This window comes from Streptomyces camponoticapitis, assembly GCF_014646115.1.
GTDB classification, from domain to species: domain Bacteria; phylum Actinomycetota; class Actinomycetes; order Streptomycetales; family Streptomycetaceae; genus Streptomyces; species Streptomyces camponoticapitis.
Window position 1 is genome coordinate 169,083 of record NZ_BMMV01000008.1, and the last position, 22,504, is coordinate 191,586.

Genomic DNA, 22,504 nt, shown 5'->3' on the forward strand with positions numbered 1-22,504 from the left:
TCAGACCTCGGCCGGCGTCTCCGCCGGAATTATGGCGGGCCTCTTGAGCGCGGCGGGCGAGTGGCCTTCCCGTTTGATCTGGCGGTAGAGCATCCGCGCGTAGGCGACGTCCAGGACGATCACCGTCGCGCCGAGCACCGGGATCATCATGCTCTGCGGGTAGAGCGAGACGGACATGAGTACGCCGAGCGCCGAGCCGATGCCCTTGCAGCCCGCGATGTACATCGACTGGCCGGCCGACGATCGGCGGCGCCGCAGCATGGAGATGAAGGCCATGCTCATCACACAGTTGACGCCGAGGCCCGCGTACGCGCCGTAGAAGTCGTTGATCTCCAGTTCCGCGGCGGGGATGAAGAGCACCGCGAAGAGGAAGGCACCGCCGAAGAAGCGTCTGAACTCCTTGGCGGTGAAGGACGGGTAGTCCTTCAGGCCGAACTTCAGCACCTGCGCGACGATGTAGATGTCGAGCAGGAACCAGGCGAAGTTGAACGGCCGCTGCCAGCCGGCGTGCGGGACGATGAAGGTGTCGTTGAACTCCCAGGCGATGTTGAAGGCGACCGCCACCGCCGGGATGCCCACCCGGCGGTCGATCCGGGCCCGGTGGATCGCGAACACGTACGCCGCGAGCCAGAAGGCCCCGACGACGAGCACGAGCCCCACGTAGTACCAGTCGGGGAGGCCGCGCGCCTCCTCCAGCCGGATCCGTCCCTCATCGCCGAACAAAGGGGATGGCCACACTGTCGGTCTCCTCGTCTCGTAAGGGGGTCGGTGCGTGTCGTCCTGTTCCGGTGCCGGTCACGTCCATCTGCCGGTCCCCCGGCCGCTCTTCTCGCCCAGCAGCTGTTCGCGCAGCTGGACCCGGCGGACCTTCCAGGTGGCCGTGCGCGGCACGTCCTCCCAGGGGACGAGCCGCGGTTCGCCGAAGTCGGGCAGCCCCTCCGTCGCCCGCTTCCACTCCCCGGGGTCCAGCCGGTCGTCGCGCATGCACAGGACGGGCACGGGCAGCCCGTCGGGCACGCCGAGCACGACCACCTCCTGGGCCCGCTCCAGCCGGTCGAGCAGGGTGCTCTCCGCCTCGATGCAGCTCATGCCGGGGATCATGTCGACCTCGCGGTCGACGAGCCGGACCCGGCCGAAGGCGGTCCGTTCGCCGAGGTCCCCGGTGTTCCACCAGTCGCCCTCGGTCTTCATCCGGTGCCGGTCGCTCTCGCCGAGGTAGTCCAGGCAGCGGGTCCGGGTGTTGACCATCAGAAGGCCCGGCTCGCCCCTCGGCAGCCTGCGGCCGGTGTCCGGGTCGACGACCTTGACCCGGACCAGGGTGGGCCAGCCCACGTTGGTGACGTCGTCGCGGGTGGTACGCGCCCCGCGCACGGTTCCGCGGGTGAAGAGGTTCGCCGAGATGCCGGCGATCTCGGACTGGCCGAGCCCCCAGGCCCACACCGGGAAGCGGGCACGTGAGAGGCCGAGGAACGTGCGCACCGTCCGCGGATGCACGGCGTCGAAGGTGCTGATGAACCGGCGTACCTGGAAGAAGAGTTCGGGCTGTCCGTCCGCCAGCTCCTCCCACCGCTGAAAGACGTTGGGCAGCGCTTCGAGCGAGGTGGGCCGGTGCTTCGCCAGCACCCTGGCGGTCGATTCCAGGCCCGGGTCGGAGATCACCACCATGGCCCGGGGCGCCAGCGCGAACTGGGACCTCGTCCAGGACAGGCCCCTCATGTGACAGAACGAGATGGCGCTGGCCACCACGTCGCCGCGGCCCGAGGTGAGCAGCGGGATCCGCGAGGACTCCAGCCGGTAGGGCAGCGCCCCGAGCGCGGTGTACGGCGAGTGCATGACCAGCTTCGGTACGCCGGTGGTCCCCGACGTGTGCGTGACGATCATCGGCTCGTGGTCGCCGCGTACCCGGACGGGCGCGTCGGCCGCCCCGCGCAGGTCGTCCAGCGTCACCGCACCGGGCGGGGGCCCTTCCCGGGGCTCGCCGATCACCACCAGCCGTACGCCCGGACCGGCGGGCGCCACCCCGGCCGCGGCCGCCCGCTCCAGCACACCCGCGCCCGCGACCAGCACCGTGGGATCGGCTCTGGCGATCATGGTCCGGACGGCGTCGAGATCCTGGACAGGCGCCATCATCACCGGGAGCGCGCCGATCCGCGCCGCCCCGGCAGCGATCAGGACCATGTCGAAGTGGTTGTCCTTGACGACGGCGAGCCGGTCACCGTGGCGAAGTCCCGCCGCGTAGAGCCAGTTCGACACCTCCACGACCTGTTCGGCGAGCGATGCGGCGCCGTAGGTGGTGCCGGCGTCCGGCGCGATGTCGAACGGCCGGTCGAGATGGACCACCGTCCGGGTTCTCTTCCGGGCGTGCCAGTCGAAGACCAGGCCGATGTTGATGGGGGGACGTGTACGCAGGGCCATACTCCGGGACCTCTTCGGCTCTGTGGGGGGCGAGGACGTTGCGGCCGTATCGCGGGTGTCCGTCACGCCCCCGGGCATGGGAAAACCCCCGACCGCGACGTCCTGCGGGACGTGCTGCGATTCGGGGGTCATCTGTTTTCGGGCGTGCCGGACGTGCTGAAAGAGTGACACCTGCCGTCGGCACGGGCCAAGGCGCGTCCGAAGGGACATGGAGCACTCGGAGTGACGATGCGCGTGCCGGGGGCGCGGGCCGCACACCGGGAGTCCGGTGAATGGCGCGCGCCCCCGGGGCGGGTCCTACTTCAGATGCGTACGGACCTCGGCCGCCGCCTCGTCGCCGTACGCCTTGGTGAAGCGGTCCATGAAGTTGTTCCGCCGCAGGGTGTACTCCTGGGTGCCGAGCGTCTCAATGACCAGGGTCGCGACCATGCAGCCGACCTGCGCCGCGCGCTCCAGGCCCACGCCCCACGACAGACCGGAGAGGAAGCCGGCCCGGAAGGCGTCACCGACGCCGGTCGGGTCGACCTTGGCCGTCTCCTCCGCGCAGCCGACCTCGATCGGGTCGTCGCCGACGCGCTCGATCCGGACGCCGCGCGAGCCGAGGGTGGTGACGCGGTGGCCGACCTTGCCAAGGATCTCGGCGTCGGTCCAGCCGGTCTTGGACTCGATGAGCCCCTTCTCGTACTCGTTGGAGAAGAGGTACGTCGCGCCGTCGAGCAGCAGCCGGATCTCCTCGCCGTCCATCCGCGCGATCTGCTGCGAGAAGTCGGCGGCGAACGGGATGGACCTGGTGCGGCACTCCTCCGTGTGGCGGAGCATCGCCTCCGGGTCGTCGGCGCCGATCAGGACCAGGTCGAGACCGCCGACGCGGTCGGCGACCGACTTCAGCTCGATCTGCCGGGCCTCGCTCATGGCGCCGGTGTAGAAGGAGCCGATCTGGTTGTGATCCGCGTCCGTCGTACAGACGAAGCGCGCGGTGTGCAGCACCTCGGAGACCCGGACGGACGCGGTGTCGACACCGTGGCGGTCGAGCCAGGCGCGGTACTCGTCGAAGTCGGGGCCGACGGCACCGACCAGGATCGGCGCGGTGCCGAGCTGACCCATGCCGAAGCAGATGTTGGCGCCGACACCGCCCCTGCGCACGTCGAGGTTGTCGACGAGGAAGGAAAGCGAGACCGTGTGGAGCTGGTCTCCGACCAACTGGTCGGCGAAGCGACCGGGGAAGGTCATGAGGTGGTCGGTGGCGATGGAGCCGGTGACTGCGATTCTCACGGCTGACTGCTCCTGGGGAAGACGAAGGTGTGCGCGCCAGCGCTCCGGCGAGGGTGGCGGTGGGCGACGGGAGAGAGGGTGAACACCTCAACGCTATCGGGTCGGCCCCGGAGCCTCGAAACGGCAAACTACCCGATAGTACGGCTTTCCTCCCGAGCGCTCCGTGCTTACGGTGCGTACATGAGGAATGACACCGTCCCCCGTGAGCGTGACGTCCGTGAGTCCGACACCAGCCTGGCCGAACTGCGCGGCGACTGCGCGCGGATGGCGCCGGACTGGGTGCGGCCCGCCGCCGACGCTCCCGACCCCGTCCCTCCGTCGCTGATCCATGGCGTCACGGTCCCGCCGGACTCCGCCCGGCTGATCGACGGCATGTCCGAGTACGGCGACTGACGGTCCGGGGAACCGAGTGCTCCTGGCGCCCGTCCCACCGGTGTCCCTGCCACGGCGGGGCCATCCGGCCCGAAGGAGCAGACGGTGACCAGTACCGAACGACCTCAGGACAGCGGCGGCGAACGCGAGGGCGCCCGCCGGGGGTTGCGGCGTTCCCCGCTCGTGATCGCGTCGGTGGCGGCGGCCGTCCTGCTCGCCGGCGGCGGGGGCGCCTACTACGCCACGACCTCGTCGGACGGCGGCGGTGAGGACAGGAGCGCCGCACGCGGCGGCGACCCGGACCGGCCGCCGCTGGCGCTCCGCGGCACGGTGCCGGGTCCCGGTGTCGCGCCCGGCGAGCACAGCCCGTACGGGGTCGAGTACCGCACGACCGGCGAGCTGCCCGAGGGACCCGGCTCGGCCGCCGTACACCACTCGAAGGGATCCGTTGCGGCGGCCGATGTGGCACGTCTCGCCAAGGCCCTGGGTGTGGCCGGGGTGCCCAAACTCTCCCATTCGTCCTGGGGTGTCGGCACTCAGAGGGAGATTTCGGACCCGCTGCTCAGCGTGGACAAGCGGGCGCCGGGCGACTGGTCGTTCGGCCGCTTCGTCCGCGCGCCGAGCGGCGACAACTGCCTCAAGGGCAAGGAGTGCCCGAGCGGCGGCGACGCGGTCGGCGACAATCCCGTCCGCCCGCGCAGCGGGACCGGCCCGGTGAGCGAGGAGGCCGCGAAGAAGGCCGCCGCGCCCGTACTGAAGGCGCTCGGACTGCAGGACGCGGCACTCGACGCGAGTCAGCTGATGGGCGCCGTACGGGTGGTGAACGCCGCCCCGGTGATCGGCGGGCTGCCGACGTACGGCTGGTCGACCGCCATCCAGGTCGGCACGGACGGCCAAGTCGTCGCCGGCAACGGGAAGTTGCAGCCGCCCGAGAAGGGTGACGAGTATCCGGTGGTGGGTGCGGCCGAGGCCGTGAAGCTGCTGAACGAGTCGGGCGGGGCGCCGGGCACGGGCGGGATCGGCGGCTGCGCGTCGGCGGTGCCGCACAAGGACGGGCGGGAGCCCGCCACCCCGTGCGAACCGAAGGGCAAGGGCGGAAAGCCGGCGGAGCCCGTGCGGGTGCTGCTCGAAAAGCCCGTCTTCGGTCTGTCGGCAAAGGAGTTGGACGGGCGGCCCGCGCTCGTACCCTCGTGGTGGTTCGAGATGGCGGGCACCGGGGGCGGGCCGATGTCGACGGTCACCCGAACGGCGGTACTTCCCGAGTATCTGACGCATGACTTCAACGGCGGTGCGAGCGGTGACGGCACGGCGCCCCCTGCCGAGGAAGCCCCCGCGGAACCCCCGGAGGATCGGGAACCGGAGGAAGCGTCGCCGATCGAGGGCTACAGCGCCGAGGGCAGCACCTTGAGCGTGCGCTTCGTGGGCGGCATGTGCGGCAAGTACACCCTGCGGGCGAACGAGACCGCATCCACGGTCGAGGTGGACATCGTGGACACCGCGCCGCCGGGACTCATGTGCATCGCGGTGGCCAAGCGCTTCACCGAGAAGGTGACACTGGACCGGCCGCTCGGCGACCGTGAGGTCCTGAACGCGATCACGGGCGACGCCGTGCCCCTGCGGAAGTAGCGGGGGCGGAAGGAGCGGGGCGCTCTCGCACGGCGCCACACACACGCGGAAGGCGGCGGCCCCGGATGGGGGGCCGCCGCCTTTCAGACTGCGATCAGCGATCGGCGATCAGCTGAAGGAGTCGCCGCAGGCGCAGGAGCCGGAGGCGTTGGGGTTGTCGATCGTGAAGCCCTGCTTCTCGATGGTGTCGACGAAGTCGATGGAGGCGCCACCCAGATACGGGGCGCTCATCCGGTCGGTGACGACCTTGACGCCGCCGAAGTCCTTGACGACATCGCCGTCGAGCGAGCGCTCGTCGAAGAAGAGCTGGTAACGGAGACCGGAACAGCCGCCGGGCTGGACCGCGACGCGCAGCGCGAGGTCGTCCCTGCCTTCCTGGTCGAGCAGGGCCTTGACCTTGCCCGCGGCGGCATCGGACAGGAGGATGCCGTCGCTCACGGTGGTGGTCTCGTCCGATACGGACATCTGCTTCTCTCCCGGGGTGGGGCCTCCCCGCCGAGGCAGGGGAAGTACGGACTCATTGCCGACAGCTACAACCGGTACGGCCACGGATTCATTCCGGGCCCCGCCGCTCGCCTCGTCTGCCGTCCTACTGTCGAGCTTCTGCGTTCACCTTCATGCTCGCACACCCGGCTCCGCGGCGGCATGTGCCGTGTTCCCGGGAATGCGTCACATCGACGCAATCCACATCGTCAAAGTGACGTGAAGGGGTTATGATAGATAACGTCAATTAGACGAAAAGGCTCCTCCGCAGAGAAGAAAGGGTGCGTGACGTGACCACGGCCCAAGCTCGTCAGGATCTCGATGTCCAGCCGACACCCCTCGCACTGCTCCTGCTCGGCCGCGAGGCCGACACCCGGAGCGAGCGCGGCGTGGAGTGCCCCGGCGACCTGCCGTCGCCGTCCGACCCGGATCTGGTCGAACGCGCCCGCGCGGCGAAGGAGAAGCTCGGCGAGAAGGTCTTCATCCTCGGCCACCACTACCAGCGCGACGAGGTCATCCAGTTCGCCGACGTGACCGGGGACTCGTTCAAGCTGGCCAAGGACGCCGCCGCGCGCCCCGAGGCCGAGTACATCGTCTTCTGCGGCGTCCACTTCATGGCCGAGTCGGCGGACATCCTGACGGGCGACGGCCAGAAGGTCGTCCTGCCCGATCTGGCGGCCGGCTGCTCCATGGCGGACATGGCGACGGCCGAGCAGGTCGCCGAGTGCTGGGACGTGCTGACCGACGCCGGTATAGCCGAGCGGGTCGTGCCCGTCTCGTACATGAACTCCTCCGCCGACATCAAGGCCTTCACCGGCGAGCACGGCGGCACCATCTGCACCTCGTCCAACGCCGAACGCGCCCTCAACTGGGCCTTCGAGCAGGGCGAGAAGGTCCTCTTCCTCCCCGACCAGCACCTCGGCCGCAACACCGCCGTACGGGACCTGGGGATGTCGCTGGAGGACTGCGTCCTCTACAACCCGCACAAGCCGGGCGGCGGCCTGACCACCGAGGAACTGCGGAACGCGAAGATGATCCTGTGGCGCGGCCACTGCTCCGTGCACGGCCGTTTCTCGCTGGACTCGGTGAACGACGTCCGCGAGCGGGTCCCCGGGGTGAACGTGCTGGTCCACCCGGAGTGCAAGCACGAGGTGGTCTCCGCCGCCGACTACGTCGGCTCGACGGAGTACATCATCAAGACGCTGGACGAGGCGCCGGCCGGCTCGAAGTGGGCGATCGGCACCGAGCTGAATCTGGTGCGGCGGCTGGCGAACCGGTACGCCGCCGACGACAAGGAGATCGTCTTCCTCGACAAGACGGTGTGCTTCTGCTCGACCATGAACCGCATCGACCTGCCGCATCTGGTGTGGGCGCTCGAATCGCTCGCCGAGGGCAAGGAGATCAACCGGATCCAGGTCGACAGTCGGACGGCGGACTTCGCCCAGCTGGCGCTGGAGCGGATGCTGGCGCTGCCGTAGCGGCACGGCGCCGTGGACGGCGTATCCGTACGCGGCGCCCGTGCGCGGCGAGTCCGTACACGTACCCGGACAGCGGTAAGGGGCGCCCGCCATTGGCGGGCGCCCCTTACCCGGTTACTGCCCCGGACCCCGGTCAGACGTTGACCGGCTGGGCCGGCGGCGCGTCGGAGTGCGGCGGTACGCCGCCTCCGGCGCTCCCGCCGCCTTCGGTGTTCCCACCGTCCGACTTCCGGGCGCGCTTCGCCGCCTTCTTTCCTGCGCGGCGCTCCTTGCGGAGTTCGACCATCGTGTAGAGCGTCGGCACCAGCAGCAGCGTCAGCAGCGTCGAGGACAGCAGACCGCCGATCACCACCACGGCCAGCGGCTGGCCGATGAAGCCACCCTCGCCGGTGATCCCCATCGCCATCGGAAGCAGCGCGAAGATCGTGGCCAGAGCGGTCATCAGGATGGGCCGCAGCCGGTGCCTGCCGCCCTCGACGACGGCCTCGACCACACCGAGCCCCTGCGACCTGTACTGGTTGATCAGGTCGATGAGCACGATCGCGTTGGTCACCACGATGCCGATCAGCATCAGCATGCCGATCATCGCCGGCACACCCAGCGGCGTACCGGTGAGGAGCAGCAGACCGATCGCGCCGGTCGCCGCGAACGGGATGGAGACCAGCAGGATCATCGGCTGGATCAGCGACTTGAACGTGCCCACCAGCAGCATGAACACGATCGCGACGGCCGCCAGCATGGCGAGCCCCAGCTGGAGGAACGCCTCGTCCTGGTCCTCGGACACGCCGCCGATGGAGGCGGTCGCCCCCTCCGGCAGGTCGAGCGCGTCGATCTTCGACTGGAGGGTGGTACCGATCGCGCCGGTGTTGTCGCCCTCGGGCTTGGCGGTGATCGTCGCGGCGGTGGCCCCGTCGATCCGGGTCTTCGACAGCGGACCGGGCGCCAGCTTGACGTCGGCGATCTGACCGAGCTTCACACCGCCGAGCGGCAGCGCCTTCAGTTCGGCGAGCGTCTTGGCCGGCTCGGCGGACGTGACGTACACGTCGCGCTCGGTGTCACCGAGGATCGCCTTGCCGGACGGCGTACCGCGCACGGCCTGGCCGACGGCCATGCCGAGCGAGGCGTCGGTGAACCCGGCCTCGGCGGCCGCGGGCTTGGCCTTGACCGAGATACGCGGGATGCTCTGCGCCAGGTCGCTCTGGACGTCGGTGACGTCGTCGATGCCGGCGACCTCCTTGCGTACCTGCTCGGCGGCCGTCGCCAGGGTCTTCGCGTCGGGCGCCTTGACGACGACGCTGAGGTCCTGGGATCCGAAGCCGTCGCCGGCCGTGATGTTCGTGTCACCGATGCCGTCGAGCTTGCCCAGGGCATCGTCGATGGCGTCGCTGGTCTTCTCGTACGTCCCCGAGTCCTTCAGGGTGACCTGGTAGGACGCCTGGTTGGCACCCGTACCGCCGCCGAACGCCGCCATGAAGCCGGACGAGCCGACGGTGACCTGGTACTCCTTGATGTCGTCGATGCCGTCGAGGGTCTTCTCGACCTTCTTCGCCGCCGCGTCGGCCGCCTCCAGGCTGGTGCCCGGGGCCAACTCCTGCTTGACGGTGAGCACTTCCTGCTCGCCCTGGTCGAAGAAGTTGGTCTTGAGCAGCGGGGCCATGCCCAGGGTGACGAGCAGGACGACGAACGCCAGGACGACGCTCGTGATCCGGCGCCGGGTGGCGAAGCCCAGCACCTTGACGTACACCCGCTGCATACGGCTGTTGGACTCCTTCTCCTCCGCGATCCGGCGGGCCTCGGCGGGGTCCATCCCGCGTACGGCCTTCGGGGCGCGCAGGAACCAGTACGAGAGCACCGGTACGACGGTGAGCGAGACGAGCAGCGACGCCAGCAGGGCCGCCGTGATCGTCAGCGAGAACGAGCCGAACAGCTCGCCCACCATGCCGCCCACGAGGCCGATCGGCAGGAACACCGCGACCGTGGTGAGCGTGGATGCGGTGACCGCGCCCGCGACCTCCTTGACCGCCGAGGTGATCGCGAACTCGCGCTCCTCGCCGTAGCCCAGGTGCCGCTTGATGTTCTCCAGCACCACGATCGAGTCGTCGACGACGCGTCCGATCGCGATCGTGAGCGCGCCGAGGGTGAGCATGTTGAGCGACAGGTCGCGGGTCCACAGCACGATCAGCGCGAGGACGACCGAGAGCGGGATGGAGACCGCCGTGACCAGGGTCGAGCGGATCGAGGCGAGGAAGACCAGGATCACGAGAATGGCGAAGACGAGACCGAGCGCACCCTCGGTCGTCAGGCCGGAGATCGACTTGGAGACGGCCGGGCCCTGGTCGCTGACCACGGTCAGGTCGGCGCCCGCGCCGAGGTCCTTGCGCAGGTCTGGCAGCTTGTCCTTGACGGCGTCCGAGATGGTGACGGCGCTGCCGTCGTTGTCCATGGTGGCCATCACGGCGAGGCTGGGCTGACCGTTCGTACGGGTCAGGGACGCCGCCTCGGACGGCTCCTGCTCGACGGTGGCGATGTCACCGAGGCGCACGGGCTCGGCCGCCTGCCCGCCCTCGGGAACGCCGGGCCCCGGGCCGCCGACCCGCAGGTCCTCGATCTGCTTCAGGGAGGTGAAGCCGCCGCCGACCTGGACGGTGCGGCTCTTGCCGTCCTCGGAGAACGAGCCGGCCGGGACGGTCGCGCCGCCCGCCTTCAGCGCCTCCGAGAGGGACATGGTGTTCAGGCCCGCGGCCGCGAGCTTCTTCTCGTCGGGGGTGACGGAGACCTGGAGGTCCCTGACACCGTCGATGGAGACCTGGCCGACACCGTCGATGTCTTCGAGTGCCGGGACGACCGTGCGCTCCAGCCGGTCGGCGAGCGCCTGCTGGTCCTCGTCCGAGGTGGCGGCGAGGACGACGGTGGGGATGTCGTCCGTCGAGCCGGCGATGACCTGCGGGTCGACGTCCTCGGGAAGCTGGGGCCCCGCGCGGTTCACGGCCTGCTGGATGTCGGCGACCAACTGCTGCGAACCGTCACCGCCGAAGTCGAAGCTGGCCATGATCACGGCGCTGCCCTCGCTCGCCGTGGAGGTGACGCCGGTGATGCCGTCGACGGATTCGAGTGAGGCCTCGATCGGCTCGACGACCTGCTTCTCGACCACGTCGGGAGAAGCGCCCTGGTAGGGGGCGAGAACCGAGACCATCGGGAGCTCGATGGAAGGCAGCAGCTGCTGCTTGAGCTGGGGGATCGCGATCGCCCCGAAGACGAGCGCGATGATCGATATCAGCCCTATGAGGGCCCGTTGCGCGAGGCTGAATCTGGACAGCCAGGACATGGGGTCTCTCTTCTGTGGTGTACGCGTGCAGAAGGGCGCAGGGGCCCGTCTATACGATCTGCCATCCGAGAGGGCTGTTCCGTCGAACCCCAGGTCCATTTCCTTACGCGTGGCATACCGCGCCTGGAGTAGTGACCCCCCGGACCTACTCCACCCTTGGACGTACCAGACCCGATTCGTAGGCGATTACCACCAATTGAGCGCGATCGCGTGCCCCCAATTTCGCCATGGCCCTGTTGACATGGGTCTTGACGGTGAGCGGACTGACGACCAGGCGCTCGGCGATCTCGTCGTTCGAGTGCCCGCCGGCGACGAGGACGAGGACTTCGCGCTCGCGCACCGTCAGGGCGGCGAGCCGCTTGGAGTACGCCGCCGCGTCGGGCCCCTCTCCCGCGCTGCCGCCCTGGGCCAGGAAGGTGGCGATCAGGCCCTTCGTCGCGACGGGCGACAGCAGCGCCTCACCGGCCGCGGCGATACGGATGGCGTTGAGGAGCTCCTCGGGCTCGGCCCCCTTGCCGAGGAAGCCTGCGGCACCGGCCCGCAGCGACTGCACCACGTACTCGTCGACCTCGAAGGTCGTCAGCATGACCACCCTGACCCCGGCCAGCTCCGGATCGGCGCTGATCATGCGGGTGGCCGCGAGACCGTCCGTACCGGGCATCCGGATGTCCATCAGGACGACGTCGGCCTTCTCGGAACGGGCCAGCGCCACGGCCTCGGCCCCGTCGGCCGCCTCTCCCACGACCGTCATGTCCGGCTCCGAGTCCACCAGCACCCGGAACGCGCTGCGCAGCAAGGTCTGGTCGTCGGCGAGCAGCACCCTGATCGTCATGTGTCCTCCCCCGTGCGGGCCTTGACCGGCAGTATCGCCTGCGTACGGAAGCCGCCTCCGTGGCGGGGGGCCGCGGTCAGGGTGCCGCCCAGCGCGGTGACGCGTTCGCGCATCCCCAGGAGGCCGTGGCCGCTGCCGTCGGCGGGCTCGCCGGTGCCGGCGCCGTCGTCGAGGACGGTGACCTCGACGGTCGGGCCGACCCGTACGACACTCACCTCGGCCTTCGCGCCGGGGCCCGCGTGCTTGCGGACATTGGTCAGCGCCTCCTGGATGATGCGGTACGCCGCGAGGTCGACGGCCGCGGGCAGGCGCGCGCCCGCGTCGCCGCGGGCCACTTGGACGGGCAGGCCCGCGTGCCGGAAGGTGCCGACGAGTTCGTCGAGCAGCGCGAGGCCGGGGGCCGGTTCGGTGGGGGCGGTGGGGTCGCCGGACTGGCGGAGCAGGCCCACCGTGGCGCGCAGTTCGTTGAGCGCGGAGCGGCTGGCCTCACGTACGTGCGCGAGCGCTTCCTTGGCCTGGTCGGGGCGTCTGTCCATCACGTGCGACGCGACGCCCGCCTGGACGTTGACCAGCGCGATGTGGTGGGCGACGACATCGTGCAGATCGCGGGCGATCCGCAGCCGCTCCTCTGCGACGCGGCGGCGCGCCTCCTCCTCACGGGTGCGTTCCGCCCGCTCCGCGCGCTCCCGTATGGCGTCGACGAAGGCGCGACGGCTCCGTACGGCATCACCGGCGGCGCCGGCCATCCCGGTCCAGGCGAAGATGCCGAGGTTCTCCTGCGTGTACCAGGGGGTGGGCCCGGAGATCATCGCGGCGACCGTCAGCGTGGCCATGGTGGCGAGGCCGACGCGCCAGGTGGTGTGGCGGTCGGTGCGCGAGGCGACGGTGTAGAGGGCGACGACGGCGCTCATCGCGGCCGGTGAGACCGCGTCGTTGGCCAGCAGCTCGGCGACGCTCACCGCCCCGGTGAAGACGAGCACGGGCAGGGGGTTGCGACGCCGGAAGACGAGCGCGCCCGCCCCCAGGGTCATCAGGACCACACTTCGCAGCCCGGGGGCCTCCTGGCCGAACGCGGGGAGCGCGTCGTGCCGGGAGCGCGGGTCGGCGAACGCGCCCGCGATCATGCACACCAGCACGGCCGCGGCCAGCCCGGCGTCGAACGCGAGGGGGTGGGCCCGCAGCCAGCTCCTTACGCGGTCGAAGCCGGTTCCGAGTGAGGTCACAACCGGAACGGTACGACGTGTACGGCCGAACAGGTGATATCCGTTCGCCGGCACTCCTCCCCGGCGCCCGTTCCCGCGTGGCGCGGGGCCCGGTCACAGCACGATGCCCCGTGCGGTCGGGCACGGGGCATCGGGAGTGCTGGAGCGTGGTGTGCGGGGCGGCGGAAGGATCAGGGAGAAGGGATCAGACCGTCGTCGCTGAGCAGTGCGCGTACTTCTTCGATCGTGGCGCCGGGGGCGGGCAGAATCAGCCCCGACGGCTCCAGGGAGTCGTCGGGCACGGGATCGCCCAGCTCGCGCACCTTGTCGAGAAGCGCGTGGAAGGTCCGGCGGAAGCCGTCACCGTCGTCCGCGTTGATCTCGGCGAGAAGATCGTCGTCGAGCTTGTCCAGTTCGGCCAGGTGGCTGTCCGCGAGCTCCACCTGGCCCTCCCCCATGATCCGTACGATCATGACTCGCCCTTAGCTCTTGTCGAATTTGTTCGGACTCTGCGAGGGCTGGGCGCTGTCCTGCTGGTCGCCCTTGCCGCCCTCGATGGCCTGCTGCTGCGCCGACGGACCGCCGGCCAGCTCGGCCTTCATCCGCTGGAGCTCCAGCTCTACATCCGTACCACCGGAGATCCGGTCCAGCTCGGCGGCGATGTCGTCCTTCGCCAGCCCCGAGTGGTCGTCCAGGGCGCCCGACGCCAGCAGCTCGTCGATCGCACCGGCCCGCGCCTGGAGCTGCGCGGTCTTGTCCTCGGCACGCTGGATGGCCATGCCGACGTCGCCCATCTCCTCGGAGATGCCCGAGAAGGCCTCCCCGATCCGGGTCTGCGCCTGCGCGGCCGTGTACGTGGCCTTGATGGTCTCCTTCTTCGTACGGAAGGCGTCGACCTTGGCCTGAAGACGCTGGGCCGCGAGGGTGAGCTTCTCCTCCTCGCCCTGCAGCGTGGTGTGCTGCGTCTCCAGATCGCTGACCTGCTGCTGGAGGGCGGCACGACGGGACAGCGCCTCACGCGCCAGGTCCTCACGGCCGAGCGCCAGCGCCTTGCGGCCCTGGTCCTCCAGCTTGGTGGACTGGCCCTGGAGCTGGTTCAGCTGCAGTTCCAGCCGCTTGCGCGACGTGGCCACATCGGCGACACCGCGCCGTACCTTCTGAAGCAGCTCAAGCTGCTTCTGGTACGAGTAGTCAAGTGTCTCGCGCGGATCCTCAGCCCTGTCCAGGGCCTTGTTGGCCTTCGCGCGGAAGATCATCCCCATACGTTTCATCACACCGCTCATGGGCTTCGCGCGCCCCCTTCTGACGGACTCCGGATCCAGCACTCCAACAGAACCCACAGTACGGGCCCTGCCTCTATTACCGCACTGTTCGGGCACGGATGGGCTCATCCCCAAGGACGACTGGCCCCCGTATCGCTCCGGCGCAGGGAGTAGGTGACCTTCGGGGGCAGTGGGCGCTAAGTCCCCTCTGCACCAGTACAGACGTCCGCCGTTGCCGGATCGTTCCCCTCGGGGGTGGGTCGCCCGCGCATCACCCCGTACCCTTGGGCTTTGTGTTCCGTAGCCGCTCCAAGGACGAGAAGGCGCCCACCGGCAAGGTGACGGCGGACCTCTCCACGCAGACCAGAGACCCGCAGGCCCCGAAGGGCCGCCCGACACCGAAGCGCAGTGAGGCCCAGACGCAGCGCCGTCGCGCCTCGACGACGCCGACGGACCGCAAGTCGGCGATGAAGAAGCAGCGTGAGGCGCGCCGTATCGATCTGGCGAAGCAGCGCGAGGCGCTGGCCAGCGGTGACGAGCGCTTCCTGCCGGCCCGCGACAAGGGCCCGGTGCGCCGCTTCGTCCGCGACTACGTGGACGCGCGTTTCTGCATGGCCGAGTTCTTCCTGCCGCTCGCGGTGATCATCCTCGTACTGAGCATGGTCCGCGTCGGTCAGCTGCAGAACATCGCGCTGCTGCTCTGGCTGGGCATCATCGTGCTGATCGTCGTCGACTCCATCGGCATCTGGATCCGGCTGAAGAAGCAGCTCGCGGAGCGATTCCCGAACGAGTCCAGGCGCGGCGCCATCGCCTACGCCCTGATGCGCACGCTCCAGATGCGCCGGCTGCGTCTGCCCAAGCCGCAGGTCAAGCGCGGGGACCGGCCCTGAGCACTGGGGCATCCGGCTTCACGGGGGGCTCGGCCGACTGGCTGGCGGGCCTCGGCGGGCTGCGGAACATCGTCCGCCAGGAGCTGGTCTCACGGCAGCTCGACGAACAGCTGACCTCCCGCTACCCGGTCGGGCAGCGGCTGCGGGTCCTGGACGTCGGCATGGGCCAGGGCACCCAGGCGCTCCGGCTGGCACGCGCCGGGCACACCGTGACCGGGCTGGAGTCCGATCCCGAGATGATGGCCTCGGCGCGCAAGTCGCTCGAAGCCGAGCCCGCCGGGATCCGTGAGCGGGTCAGGCTCGTCGAGGGCGACGGGCTCCAGACCGGGGTGCACTTCCTGCCGGGCAGTTTCGACGTGGTGCTCTGTCACGGCGTGCTGATGTACGTCGAGGAGCCGGACGCCATGCTCGCAGGGCTTGCCAGGATGCTGGCGCCGGGCGGGCTGCTCTCGCTCCTCGTACGGAACGCGGACGCGCTCGCCCTGCGGCCGGGGATCGCCGGGGACTGGGCAGGGGCTCTGGACGCCTTCGAGTCCCCCACGTACACGAACAGGCTGGGCCTGCGGGTCCGCGCGGACCGGCTGTCGGCGCTGACGGCGACGCTCGCGGGAATCGCGGCGCCGCTGCACACCTGGTACGGGGTGCGTGTCTTCTCCGACAACATATCCAACGACGTGGAGCTCCCTCCGGCGGCCGAACTGGAGCTGCTGCTGGCCGCGGAGGACCGGGCCGGACGTACGGAGCCGTACCGGAGGGTCGCGGCGCTGCTGCATCTGTGCGGTGTACGGGGCTGACGGCCCGCCGTTCCTGGCCTCGCCCGCGGAACCCGGCGCCCTCTCAAGGAGGCTGAGGGAGACCGGTACGTCCCCGGGCGCCGGGCGGGTGGCCGGGCGCGCGAGGACGTACCCGCCGTCAGGTCTCGTCGGGCGCGCTCTCCGGATCGGCCTGAAGGCTCATCGGCCCGTAGATCTTGCTGCCGTCGTCGAACAGCGTCACCTGGTCGGCGCCGCCCTCCAGCAGCTCCTTCCAGGCCTCACCGATCCAGGACTCGGCGTCGCCCTGCGTGGTGAACTCCTCCGGTTCCACGGCCGGCTGGACCTCCGTCCCGTCGGCCTTCTCGAACCGCCACGTCCACGCCATGTCCGCCTCCCGGGGCCCGCCAAAATGATCTGTCTGCTGTCCGCAGCGTAGCCGGGCGCGCACCCAGCGCGGTGACACGGGAGGATCATCCGCGTGGAACTGACTCTGCTCGGCACCGGAGCTCCCGACGGACTGCCCCGCGCCCACTGCCCCTGCGCGTCCTGCGCGACCGCCCGCGGCCCCCTCGCGCGTGCGGCGACCGCGCTGCTCGTGGACGGGGCGGTGCTGCTCGACCTCACCCCGGGCGCCGCGCTCGCCGCCGCGCGGGCCGGGCACTCACTGGCCGGTGTGCGGCAGGTGCTGCTCACGCACCCGCACGAGGGGCCGGCCGTCGAACTGCCCGCGGGGCTGCCGACGGCCGGACGGGTCGCCGACGGACGGGTGTTGACGCTGATCAGCGGGCACCGGGTGCGGGCGGTGCCGATGGACTCGCCCGGTACGGGGTACGAGGTGACGGCCCCCGACGGCGAGCGGCTGCTGTATCTGCCGCCGGGCGGCGCGCCGGCCGGGCTCCCGGGCGGCAACGGGGACGGGGAGGGGACCGGCCGCGGCGGAGGCCGCTCCGCGCGGGACGCCGGGCCCGCCCCGTACGACATGCTGCTCGCCGATGTGATCGGCCGCCCCGACGCCCTGGCCCGGCTGCGCGCCGCCGGATCGGTGGGCCCGGGCACCGACGTCATCGCCGTCCACATCGGCCACGACGTGCCGCCCGGCGCCGAGTTGGACCGCAGGCTGGCGGCGGCGGGCGCGCGGGCGGTGCCGGACGGGACGACGCTGACGGTCGGCGAGTACCACGACGGACCCGATCTGCCGCGCCGCACCATGGTCACGGGCGGCGCGCGCTCCGGCAAGTCCGTGGAGGCCGAGCGGCGGCTGGCCGCCTTCCCCGGCGTGCTGTACGTCGCGACGGGCGGGACCCGTGAGGGCGACCCGGAGTGGGGTGCCAGGGTCACGGCGCACCGCGACCGCCGGCCGGGCTCCTGGCGGACCGCCGAGACCTGCGACCTCGTGCCGCTGCTCACCGACGAGGGCCCGCCGATGCTGATCGACTGCCTGTCGCTGTGGCTGACGGACGCCATGGACCGGGTGGGCGCCTGGGACGACGCGGCGTGGGCGGGCGGCGGCGAGGGGGCGCTGCGCGAGCGGACGGACGAACTGGTGGGCGCGGTGCGCGCGACGCGGCGCACGGTGGTGCTGGTGACCAACGAGGTCGGCTCCGGAGTCGTACCGGCGACGGCGTCGGGCAGACGCTTCCGGGACGAGCTGGGCCGGCTGAACGCGGCGGTGGCGGCCGAGTGCGAACACGTCCTGCTGGTGGTGGCCGGGCAGGCCCTGACCCTCCGCGCCTGACGGCGGGCGGGGCGACCGCGGCGCCCTCACGCCGGCTTGTCGCGCGCGAGCGCACGGCGGAGTATCGCCCTGCCACCGCACGCACTTGACCGCACGCGCCCGGGCGACCGATGACGACGCGGGGCGTGTGCGTGCCGGGGCTCGTGAGGCAGGCGGGACTTTGCCGGGAGGCCACGGGCTGCCGGTACTGTTCGGCGAATGAGCTCGCTGAATCTCGACGACTTCTCCGATCTGATCGAGCGCCCCGACGGCGGTCTGCGGCGTGACGCCGAGGAACGCCGCGAGCGGCTGACCGTCCCGCCCGGTGCGCTGGGCCGGCTCGACGAGCTGGCCGAGTGGCTGTCGGCCGCCCAGGCCGCCGTGCCCGTCACCGCCATTGAGCGGCCGCGCGTGGTGCTCTTCGCCGGCGACCACGGTGTCGCCGCGCTGAATGTCTCGGCGCGCCCCGCGGGCAGCGCGCATCTGCTGGTGCGCGCGGTGCTGGAGGGCGAGAGCCCCGTCGCCGTGCTGGCGCGCCGCGCGGGGGTGCCGGTACGGATCGTGGACGCCGGTCTCGACTGCGATCCGGAGCTGCTTCCCACGGAGGTCGTACGCCACCGCGTCCGGCGCGGCAGCGGGCGTATCGACGTCGAGGACGCGCTGACGATCGAGGAGGCCGAGCAGGCCGTACGGCTCGGCATGGCGATCGCCGACGAGGAGGCCGACTCAGGCACGGACCTGGTCGTCCTCGGCGATCTGAGCGTCGGCGGTACGACTCCGGCCGCCGCCCTGATCGCGGCGCTGTGCGGCACGGACGCGTCCGTGGTCACGGGGCGCGGCGGTGCGGGGATCGACGACCTGGCGTGGATGCGCAAGTGCGCGGCGATCAGGGACTCCCTGCGCAGGGCCCGGCCGGTCCTCGGGGACCAGCTGGAGCTCCTGGCGACGGTGGGCGGTGCGGATCTGGCGGCGACGACCGGGTTCCTGCTGCAGAGCGCGGTGCGGCGGATGCCGGTGATTCTCGACGGCGTCGTCTCGGCGGCGTGCGCGCTGGTCGGCCAGCGGGCGGCGTTCCGGGCGCCGGACTGGTGGCTCGCGGGCCAGGTGAGCGGGGAGCCGGCGCAGGCGAAGGCGCTGGACCGGATGGCGATCAATCCGCTGCTCGACCACGGGGTGGTCGTGGGCGAGGGGACGGGCGCGCTGCTGGCGCTGCCGATGGTGCAGGCCGCGGCGGCGCTCGCGGCGGAACTGCCGGAGCGGCCGGAGCCCGAGCCGGCGGCAGAGCCGACGGCCGAGAGCGCGGGCATCGAGGACGTGACGTAGCGGGGCCGTCGCCCGAGGGCTCACCCGCCGCGAGGGGTTCAGCGCGGCGGGTCGGGCGCCCCCGCCCGCTGTGCGAGCTCGTCGTCGGGGGCGCCGCCGATCCAGTCCTGGACGCGGCGGCGCGGCGCCGACCAGCGGCGGACGCGGCGGTACTCGCGCAGCGTCATCCGGGCGCGTGCCCGGTGGCGGCGCCGGTAGAAACGGCGGGCCCAGACCGAGCAGGGCCGGGCCAGTCTCAGCGCGCCGACAATCGCCACCGGGGGCACCAGAGTGCCCACGAGCGCCATCCACAGCTTCCCCTTGGACAGCGTGATCAGTACGAAGACGAAGCTGGAGCTGAGAGTCAGCAGCAGCGACGTCCGGTCCTGGCGTTCCTCCTCCGACAGCGAGTCGACGCCGAGGGGTGAGAAGCCGCTCAGGACGAGAAGGGCCAGCGCGGCGGCGAGGACGACGACCTCCACGCTCTGCCGGCCCTGCTCGGACCAGTACACGTCGTCCAGATGCAGGATCAGCGCGAACTCGTCGAGGACCAGACCGGCGCCGATGCCGAAGATCACGGCGCACACGGCCGCCCCGACTCCGGATCTGGAGCTGCCGACCGCGCCGAAGCCGCCGACCACCATGAGGACCACGCCGGGCACCACATGGTGGATGTGCGTCCCGCCGGACCCCCCGATGTTCCGGAACGGCCCCTTCCCCGCCCGGATCAGCCGGGTGATCATCCGTGTGATCGCGAAGGTCAGCACGAAGGAGGCCAGCACGAGCAGCATGGGGATCTTGCCCGGCTCGACGAAGTTCTGATGGAACCAGGAACCCATGCCGCCTGCCTCCGCTTTGACCTTTTCGTACACCTATGGGCAACTTACCGTCTGAACGCCCGCCCGACTCCCCACGCCCGTCCCCGCACCCGCTCCCGCTACCCTTCGCGCGATGAGCGCCCCACGTTCGACGCACGCGCCCGCCGACGGCATACGGTTCGCCTTCGGCACGCTCACCGCGCTCCCGGTCCGGGTCACCCGCTGGGACCGCGACGCCGCCCGTGCCGGGATGCTGGCGGCGCCGCTGGCCGGTCTCGTCGTGGGCCTCTGCGCCGCCGCCGTGGGGGGCGCGCTGCTCCTGGCCGGCGCCGGACCGCTGCTCGCCTCCGTGGCCACCACCGCCGTCCCCGCCGCGCTCACCCGGGGCCTGCATCTCGACGGTCTCGCCGACACCGCCGACGGGCTCGGCAGCGCGAAACCGGCCGGGGACGCGCTGCGGATCATGAAGCAGTCGGACATCGGGCCGTTCGGCGTGATCACCCTGCTGCTCGTCCTGCTGGCGCAGGTGGCCGCGCTGACGGAGCTGTACGACGAGGGCTGGGCGTACGGCGCCGTCGCCGCCGCCCTCGCGGGCGTCACCGCGCGGCTCGCCCTCACGCTGGCCGCGCGCACGGGCGTACCGCCGGCGCGGCCCGACGGACTGGGCGCCAGCGTCGCGGGTTCCGTGCCCGCGCGGGCGGCCGTACTGGCGGCGCTTGTGGTGACGGCGGTCGCCGCGGCGGCGTGCGGCGGCCTGTTCGGGGCGTACGGCGCTCTGCACCACACGCTGGCCCTCGCGGCCGGTCTCGGCGCCGCCCAGTCGCTGCTCGCTCACTGCGTGCGCCGCTTCGGCGGCGTCACGGGTGATGTCTTCGGCGGCCTCGCCGAGACGGCGGCGACCGCGACTTTGATCGTCCTGACTCTGGGGTGACCACCCTTCGACAGGCGCCCGTCACAAGGTTCCTGACGGTGTGTCAGCTCCGTCTCCGCCGGTCGCGCCCGATAACCGCCGCGACTGGAGGTGAACACCGCGCGTAGGCTCGTTCCAGGTGCTCCGCGGGCCGAATTACGATGCGGTGGGCACGGCCGGCCCTGCGAATGACCGGCTTCCGCCGAATGAACTTCTATGGAAGCGAGATTTCACCACCGTGACTGCTCTCACTCTCAGCACAGCCGGCGCGGCGACATTGCGCGCCGACGCGATCGTCGTCGGCGTCGCCAAGGGAGCCAAGGGACCGGCCGTCGCGCCGGGCGCCGAGGCCGTGGACAAGGCGTACGACGGCAAGCTCGCCTCCGTCCTGGAGTCCCTCGGCGCGACGGGTGCCGAGGGCGAGGCGACCAAGCTCCCGGCGCCGTCCGGCCTCAAGGTCCCGATCGTCATCGCGGTCGGCCTCGGCACGGCCCCGGAGAAGGACGAGGCGTACGGCGCCGAGACCCTCCGCCGGGCCGCCGGTGTCGCCGCCCGTACTCTCTCCGGCGCCAAGAAGGCCGCGTTCGCGCTGCCGGTGGAGGCCGCCGAGGACCTCGCGGCCGTCGCGGAGGGCGCGCTGCTCGGCGCGTACGCCTTCACGACGTACCGCGGCACCGAGAAGACCGCCAAGTCCGGCGCGGACAAGGGCGACGGCGGTGTGAAGCAGCCCCTCGGCGAGGTCACGCTGCTCGGCGGCAAGCCCCGCGACAAGGCGCACAAGGCGGCCGTCGAGCGCGCGATCTCCCTGACCGAGGAGATCAACCGCGCCCGCGACCTGGTCAACACCCCGCCGAACGACCTGTATCCGGAGACCTTCGCCGCGATCGCCACCGCGGCCGGCAAGGAGCACGGCGTCAAGGTCCAGGTCACCGACGAGAAGGCGCTCGTCAAGGGCGGCTACGGCGGCCTCCTCGGCGTCGGCCAGGGCTCGGAGCACGGCCCGCGCCTCGTACGCCTGGAGTACACGCACGCCAAGGCGAAGAAGACCATCGCCCTTGTCGGCAAGGGCATCACCTACGACTCGGGCGGCATCTCGCTCAAGCCGCCGGGCCACAACGAGACGATGAAGTGCGACATGAGCGGCGCCGCGGCCGTCTTCGCCACCGTCCTGTCCGCGGCCCGCCTCGGCCTCCAGGTCAACGTGACCGGCTGGCTCGCGCTCGCGGAGAACATGCCGTCGGGCACCGCGACGCGCCCCGGCGACGTCCTGCGCATGTACAGCGGCAAGACCGTCGAGGTCCTGAACACGGACGCCGAGGGCCGGCTCGTCCTCGCCGACGCGATCACCCGCGCCTCGGAGGAGAAGCCCGACGCGATCATCGACGTGGCCACGCTCACAGGGGCCATGGTCGTGGCGCTGGGCACCCGGACCTTCGGCATCATGTCGAACGACGAGGCGTTCCGTACCTCCGTGCACGAGATCGCCGAGGAGGTCGGCGAGGCGTCCTGGCCGATGCCGCTGCCGACCGAGCTGCGCAAGGGCATGGACTCCCCCACCGCCGACATCGCCAACATGGGTGAGCGCATGGGCGGCGGCCTGGTTGCCGGGCTGTTCCTCAAGGAGTTCGTGGGCGAGGGCATCACCTGGGCCCACATCGACATCGCCGGCCCGGCCTTCCACGAAGGCGCCCCGTACGGCTACACGCCGAAGGGCGGCACGGGCTCCTCGATCCGCACGCTCGTCAAGCTCGCCGAGCGCACCGCCGCGGGCGAGCTGGGCTGACGACGGACCGCCGCTGACCCGCCGTCGGCCCCGGCCGACAGGGAATGCGTGACCCGCCCCGCTGG

20 protein-coding genes are annotated in these 22,504 nt (G+C 71.3%); 9 read left to right on the plus strand and 11 right to left on the minus strand.

Annotated features, from left to right (window positions below; genetic code table 11):
• From IEY79_RS15075 to IEY79_RS15085, 3 genes are all read right to left on the minus strand, one after another.
• Positions 1 to 738: a transmembrane-type terpene cyclase gene (locus IEY79_RS15075; protein WP_189107962.1), complete on the minus strand. Its 738-nt coding sequence runs from the start codon at positions 736 to 738 to the stop codon at positions 1 to 3.
• Positions 739 to 795: 57 nt separating this feature from the next.
• Entirely contained in the window at positions 796 to 2,415 is a 1,620-nt protein-coding gene (locus IEY79_RS15080; protein WP_189107963.1) for an AMP-binding protein, read from the minus strand.
• A gap of 297 nt (positions 2,416 to 2,712) precedes the next feature.
• Positions 2,713 to 3,687 carry a carbohydrate kinase family protein gene (locus IEY79_RS15085; protein ID WP_189107964.1) on the minus strand — a complete coding sequence of 325 codons (975 nt, stop codon included), beginning with the start codon at positions 3,685 to 3,687 and terminating at the stop codon, positions 2,713 to 2,715.
• 180 nt (positions 3,688 to 3,867) lie between these two features.
• On the opposite strand from IEY79_RS15085, the gene IEY79_RS15090 reads away from it, so the two are divergent.
• A complete protein-coding gene (locus tag IEY79_RS15090; protein WP_189107965.1) occupies positions 3,868 to 4,080 on the plus strand; it encodes a hypothetical protein in 213 nt (70 codons plus the stop codon).
• 84 nt (positions 4,081 to 4,164) lie between these two features.
• Positions 4,165 to 5,685, plus strand: coding sequence for a hypothetical protein (locus IEY79_RS15095; protein ID WP_189107966.1), 1,521 nt, complete (start codon positions 4,165 to 4,167; stop codon positions 5,683 to 5,685).
• A 108-nt stretch (positions 5,686 to 5,793) separates the two neighbouring features.
• Here IEY79_RS15095 and IEY79_RS15100 read toward each other — a convergent pair whose 3' ends face one another.
• Complete coding sequence (locus IEY79_RS15100; RefSeq protein ID WP_023542295.1) at positions 5,794 to 6,150, minus strand: HesB/IscA family protein; 357 nt, start codon at positions 6,148 to 6,150, stop codon at positions 5,794 to 5,796.
• 299 nt (positions 6,151 to 6,449) lie between these two features.
• Between IEY79_RS15100 and nadA the strand changes: the two genes are divergently transcribed.
• A complete protein-coding gene (gene nadA / locus IEY79_RS15105; protein WP_189107967.1) occupies positions 6,450 to 7,646 on the plus strand; it encodes a quinolinate synthase NadA in 1,197 nt (398 codons plus the stop codon).
• Positions 7,647 to 7,779: 133 nt separating this feature from the next.
• Here the strand turns inward: nadA and IEY79_RS15110 are convergent, their stop codons facing one another.
• The 5 genes from IEY79_RS15110 to IEY79_RS15130 form a co-directional block, all read right to left on the minus strand.
• Positions 7,780 to 10,971, minus strand: coding sequence for an efflux RND transporter permease subunit (locus tag IEY79_RS15110; protein WP_189107968.1), 3,192 nt, complete (start codon positions 10,969 to 10,971; stop codon positions 7,780 to 7,782).
• A 145-nt stretch (positions 10,972 to 11,116) separates the two neighbouring features.
• Positions 11,117 to 11,803 (minus strand): response regulator, encoded by a 687-nt coding sequence (locus IEY79_RS15115; RefSeq protein ID WP_189107969.1) that lies wholly within the window; start codon positions 11,801 to 11,803, stop codon positions 11,117 to 11,119.
• Positions 11,800 to 13,026: a sensor histidine kinase gene (locus tag IEY79_RS15120; RefSeq protein ID WP_189107970.1), complete on the minus strand. Its 1,227-nt coding sequence runs from the start codon at positions 13,024 to 13,026 to the stop codon at positions 11,800 to 11,802. Before IEY79_RS15120 ends, IEY79_RS15115 begins: the two co-directional genes overlap by 4 nt.
• 170 nt (positions 13,027 to 13,196) lie before the next feature.
• Entirely contained in the window at positions 13,197 to 13,478 is a 282-nt protein-coding gene (gene pspAA / locus IEY79_RS15125; RefSeq protein ID WP_189107971.1) for a PspA-associated protein PspAA, read from the minus strand.
• 9 nt (positions 13,479 to 13,487) lie between these two features.
• Positions 13,488 to 14,288, minus strand: coding sequence for a PspA/IM30 family protein (locus tag IEY79_RS15130; RefSeq protein WP_189107972.1), 801 nt, complete (start codon positions 14,286 to 14,288; stop codon positions 13,488 to 13,490).
• 272 nt (positions 14,289 to 14,560) lie between these two features.
• Here IEY79_RS15130 and IEY79_RS15135 point away from each other — a divergent pair, with 272 nt between their 5' ends.
• Both IEY79_RS15135 and IEY79_RS15140 read left to right on the plus strand, forming a co-directional pair.
• Positions 14,561 to 15,157, plus strand: a complete 597-nt coding sequence (locus IEY79_RS15135) for a DUF3043 domain-containing protein (protein WP_189107973.1) — start codon at positions 14,561 to 14,563, stop codon at positions 15,155 to 15,157.
• A gap of 41 nt (positions 15,158 to 15,198) precedes the next feature.
• Positions 15,199 to 15,951 carry a class I SAM-dependent methyltransferase gene (locus tag IEY79_RS15140; protein ID WP_229700888.1) on the plus strand — a complete coding sequence of 251 codons (753 nt, stop codon included), beginning with the start codon at positions 15,199 to 15,201 and terminating at the stop codon, positions 15,949 to 15,951.
• 118 nt (positions 15,952 to 16,069) lie between these two features.
• Here the strand turns inward: IEY79_RS15140 and IEY79_RS15145 are convergent, their stop codons facing one another.
• The gene (locus tag IEY79_RS15145) at positions 16,070 to 16,297 is read right to left on the minus strand and encodes a hypothetical protein (protein ID WP_189107974.1); all 228 of its coding nucleotides are present in this window, start codon (positions 16,295 to 16,297) and stop codon (positions 16,070 to 16,072) included.
• 93 nt (positions 16,298 to 16,390) lie between these two features.
• Between IEY79_RS15145 and IEY79_RS15150 the strand changes: the two genes are divergently transcribed.
• A complete protein-coding gene (locus IEY79_RS15150; protein ID WP_189107975.1) occupies positions 16,391 to 17,647 on the plus strand; it encodes a bifunctional adenosylcobinamide kinase/adenosylcobinamide-phosphate guanylyltransferase in 1,257 nt (418 codons plus the stop codon).
• A 207-nt stretch (positions 17,648 to 17,854) separates the two neighbouring features.
• Positions 17,855 to 18,949, plus strand: a complete 1,095-nt coding sequence (cobT, locus tag IEY79_RS15155) for a nicotinate-nucleotide--dimethylbenzimidazole phosphoribosyltransferase (protein ID WP_189108115.1) — start codon at positions 17,855 to 17,857, stop codon at positions 18,947 to 18,949.
• A 38-nt stretch (positions 18,950 to 18,987) separates the two neighbouring features.
• Here cobT and IEY79_RS15160 read toward each other — a convergent pair whose 3' ends face one another.
• The gene (locus tag IEY79_RS15160) at positions 18,988 to 19,767 is read right to left on the minus strand and encodes a hypothetical protein (RefSeq protein ID WP_189107976.1); all 780 of its coding nucleotides are present in this window, start codon (positions 19,765 to 19,767) and stop codon (positions 18,988 to 18,990) included.
• A gap of 112 nt (positions 19,768 to 19,879) precedes the next feature.
• On the opposite strand from IEY79_RS15160, the gene IEY79_RS15165 reads away from it, so the two are divergent.
• Together IEY79_RS15165 and IEY79_RS15170 are read left to right on the plus strand one after the other, a co-directional pair.
• Positions 19,880 to 20,677 carry an adenosylcobinamide-GDP ribazoletransferase gene (locus IEY79_RS15165; protein WP_189107977.1) on the plus strand — a complete coding sequence of 266 codons (798 nt, stop codon included), beginning with the start codon at positions 19,880 to 19,882 and terminating at the stop codon, positions 20,675 to 20,677.
• Positions 20,678 to 20,894: 217 nt separating this feature from the next.
• The gene (locus tag IEY79_RS15170; RefSeq protein WP_189107978.1) at positions 20,895 to 22,439 is read left to right on the plus strand and encodes a leucyl aminopeptidase; all 1,545 of its coding nucleotides are present in this window, start codon (positions 20,895 to 20,897) and stop codon (positions 22,437 to 22,439) included.
• The last annotated feature ends 65 nt before the right edge of the window (positions 22,440 to 22,504 follow it).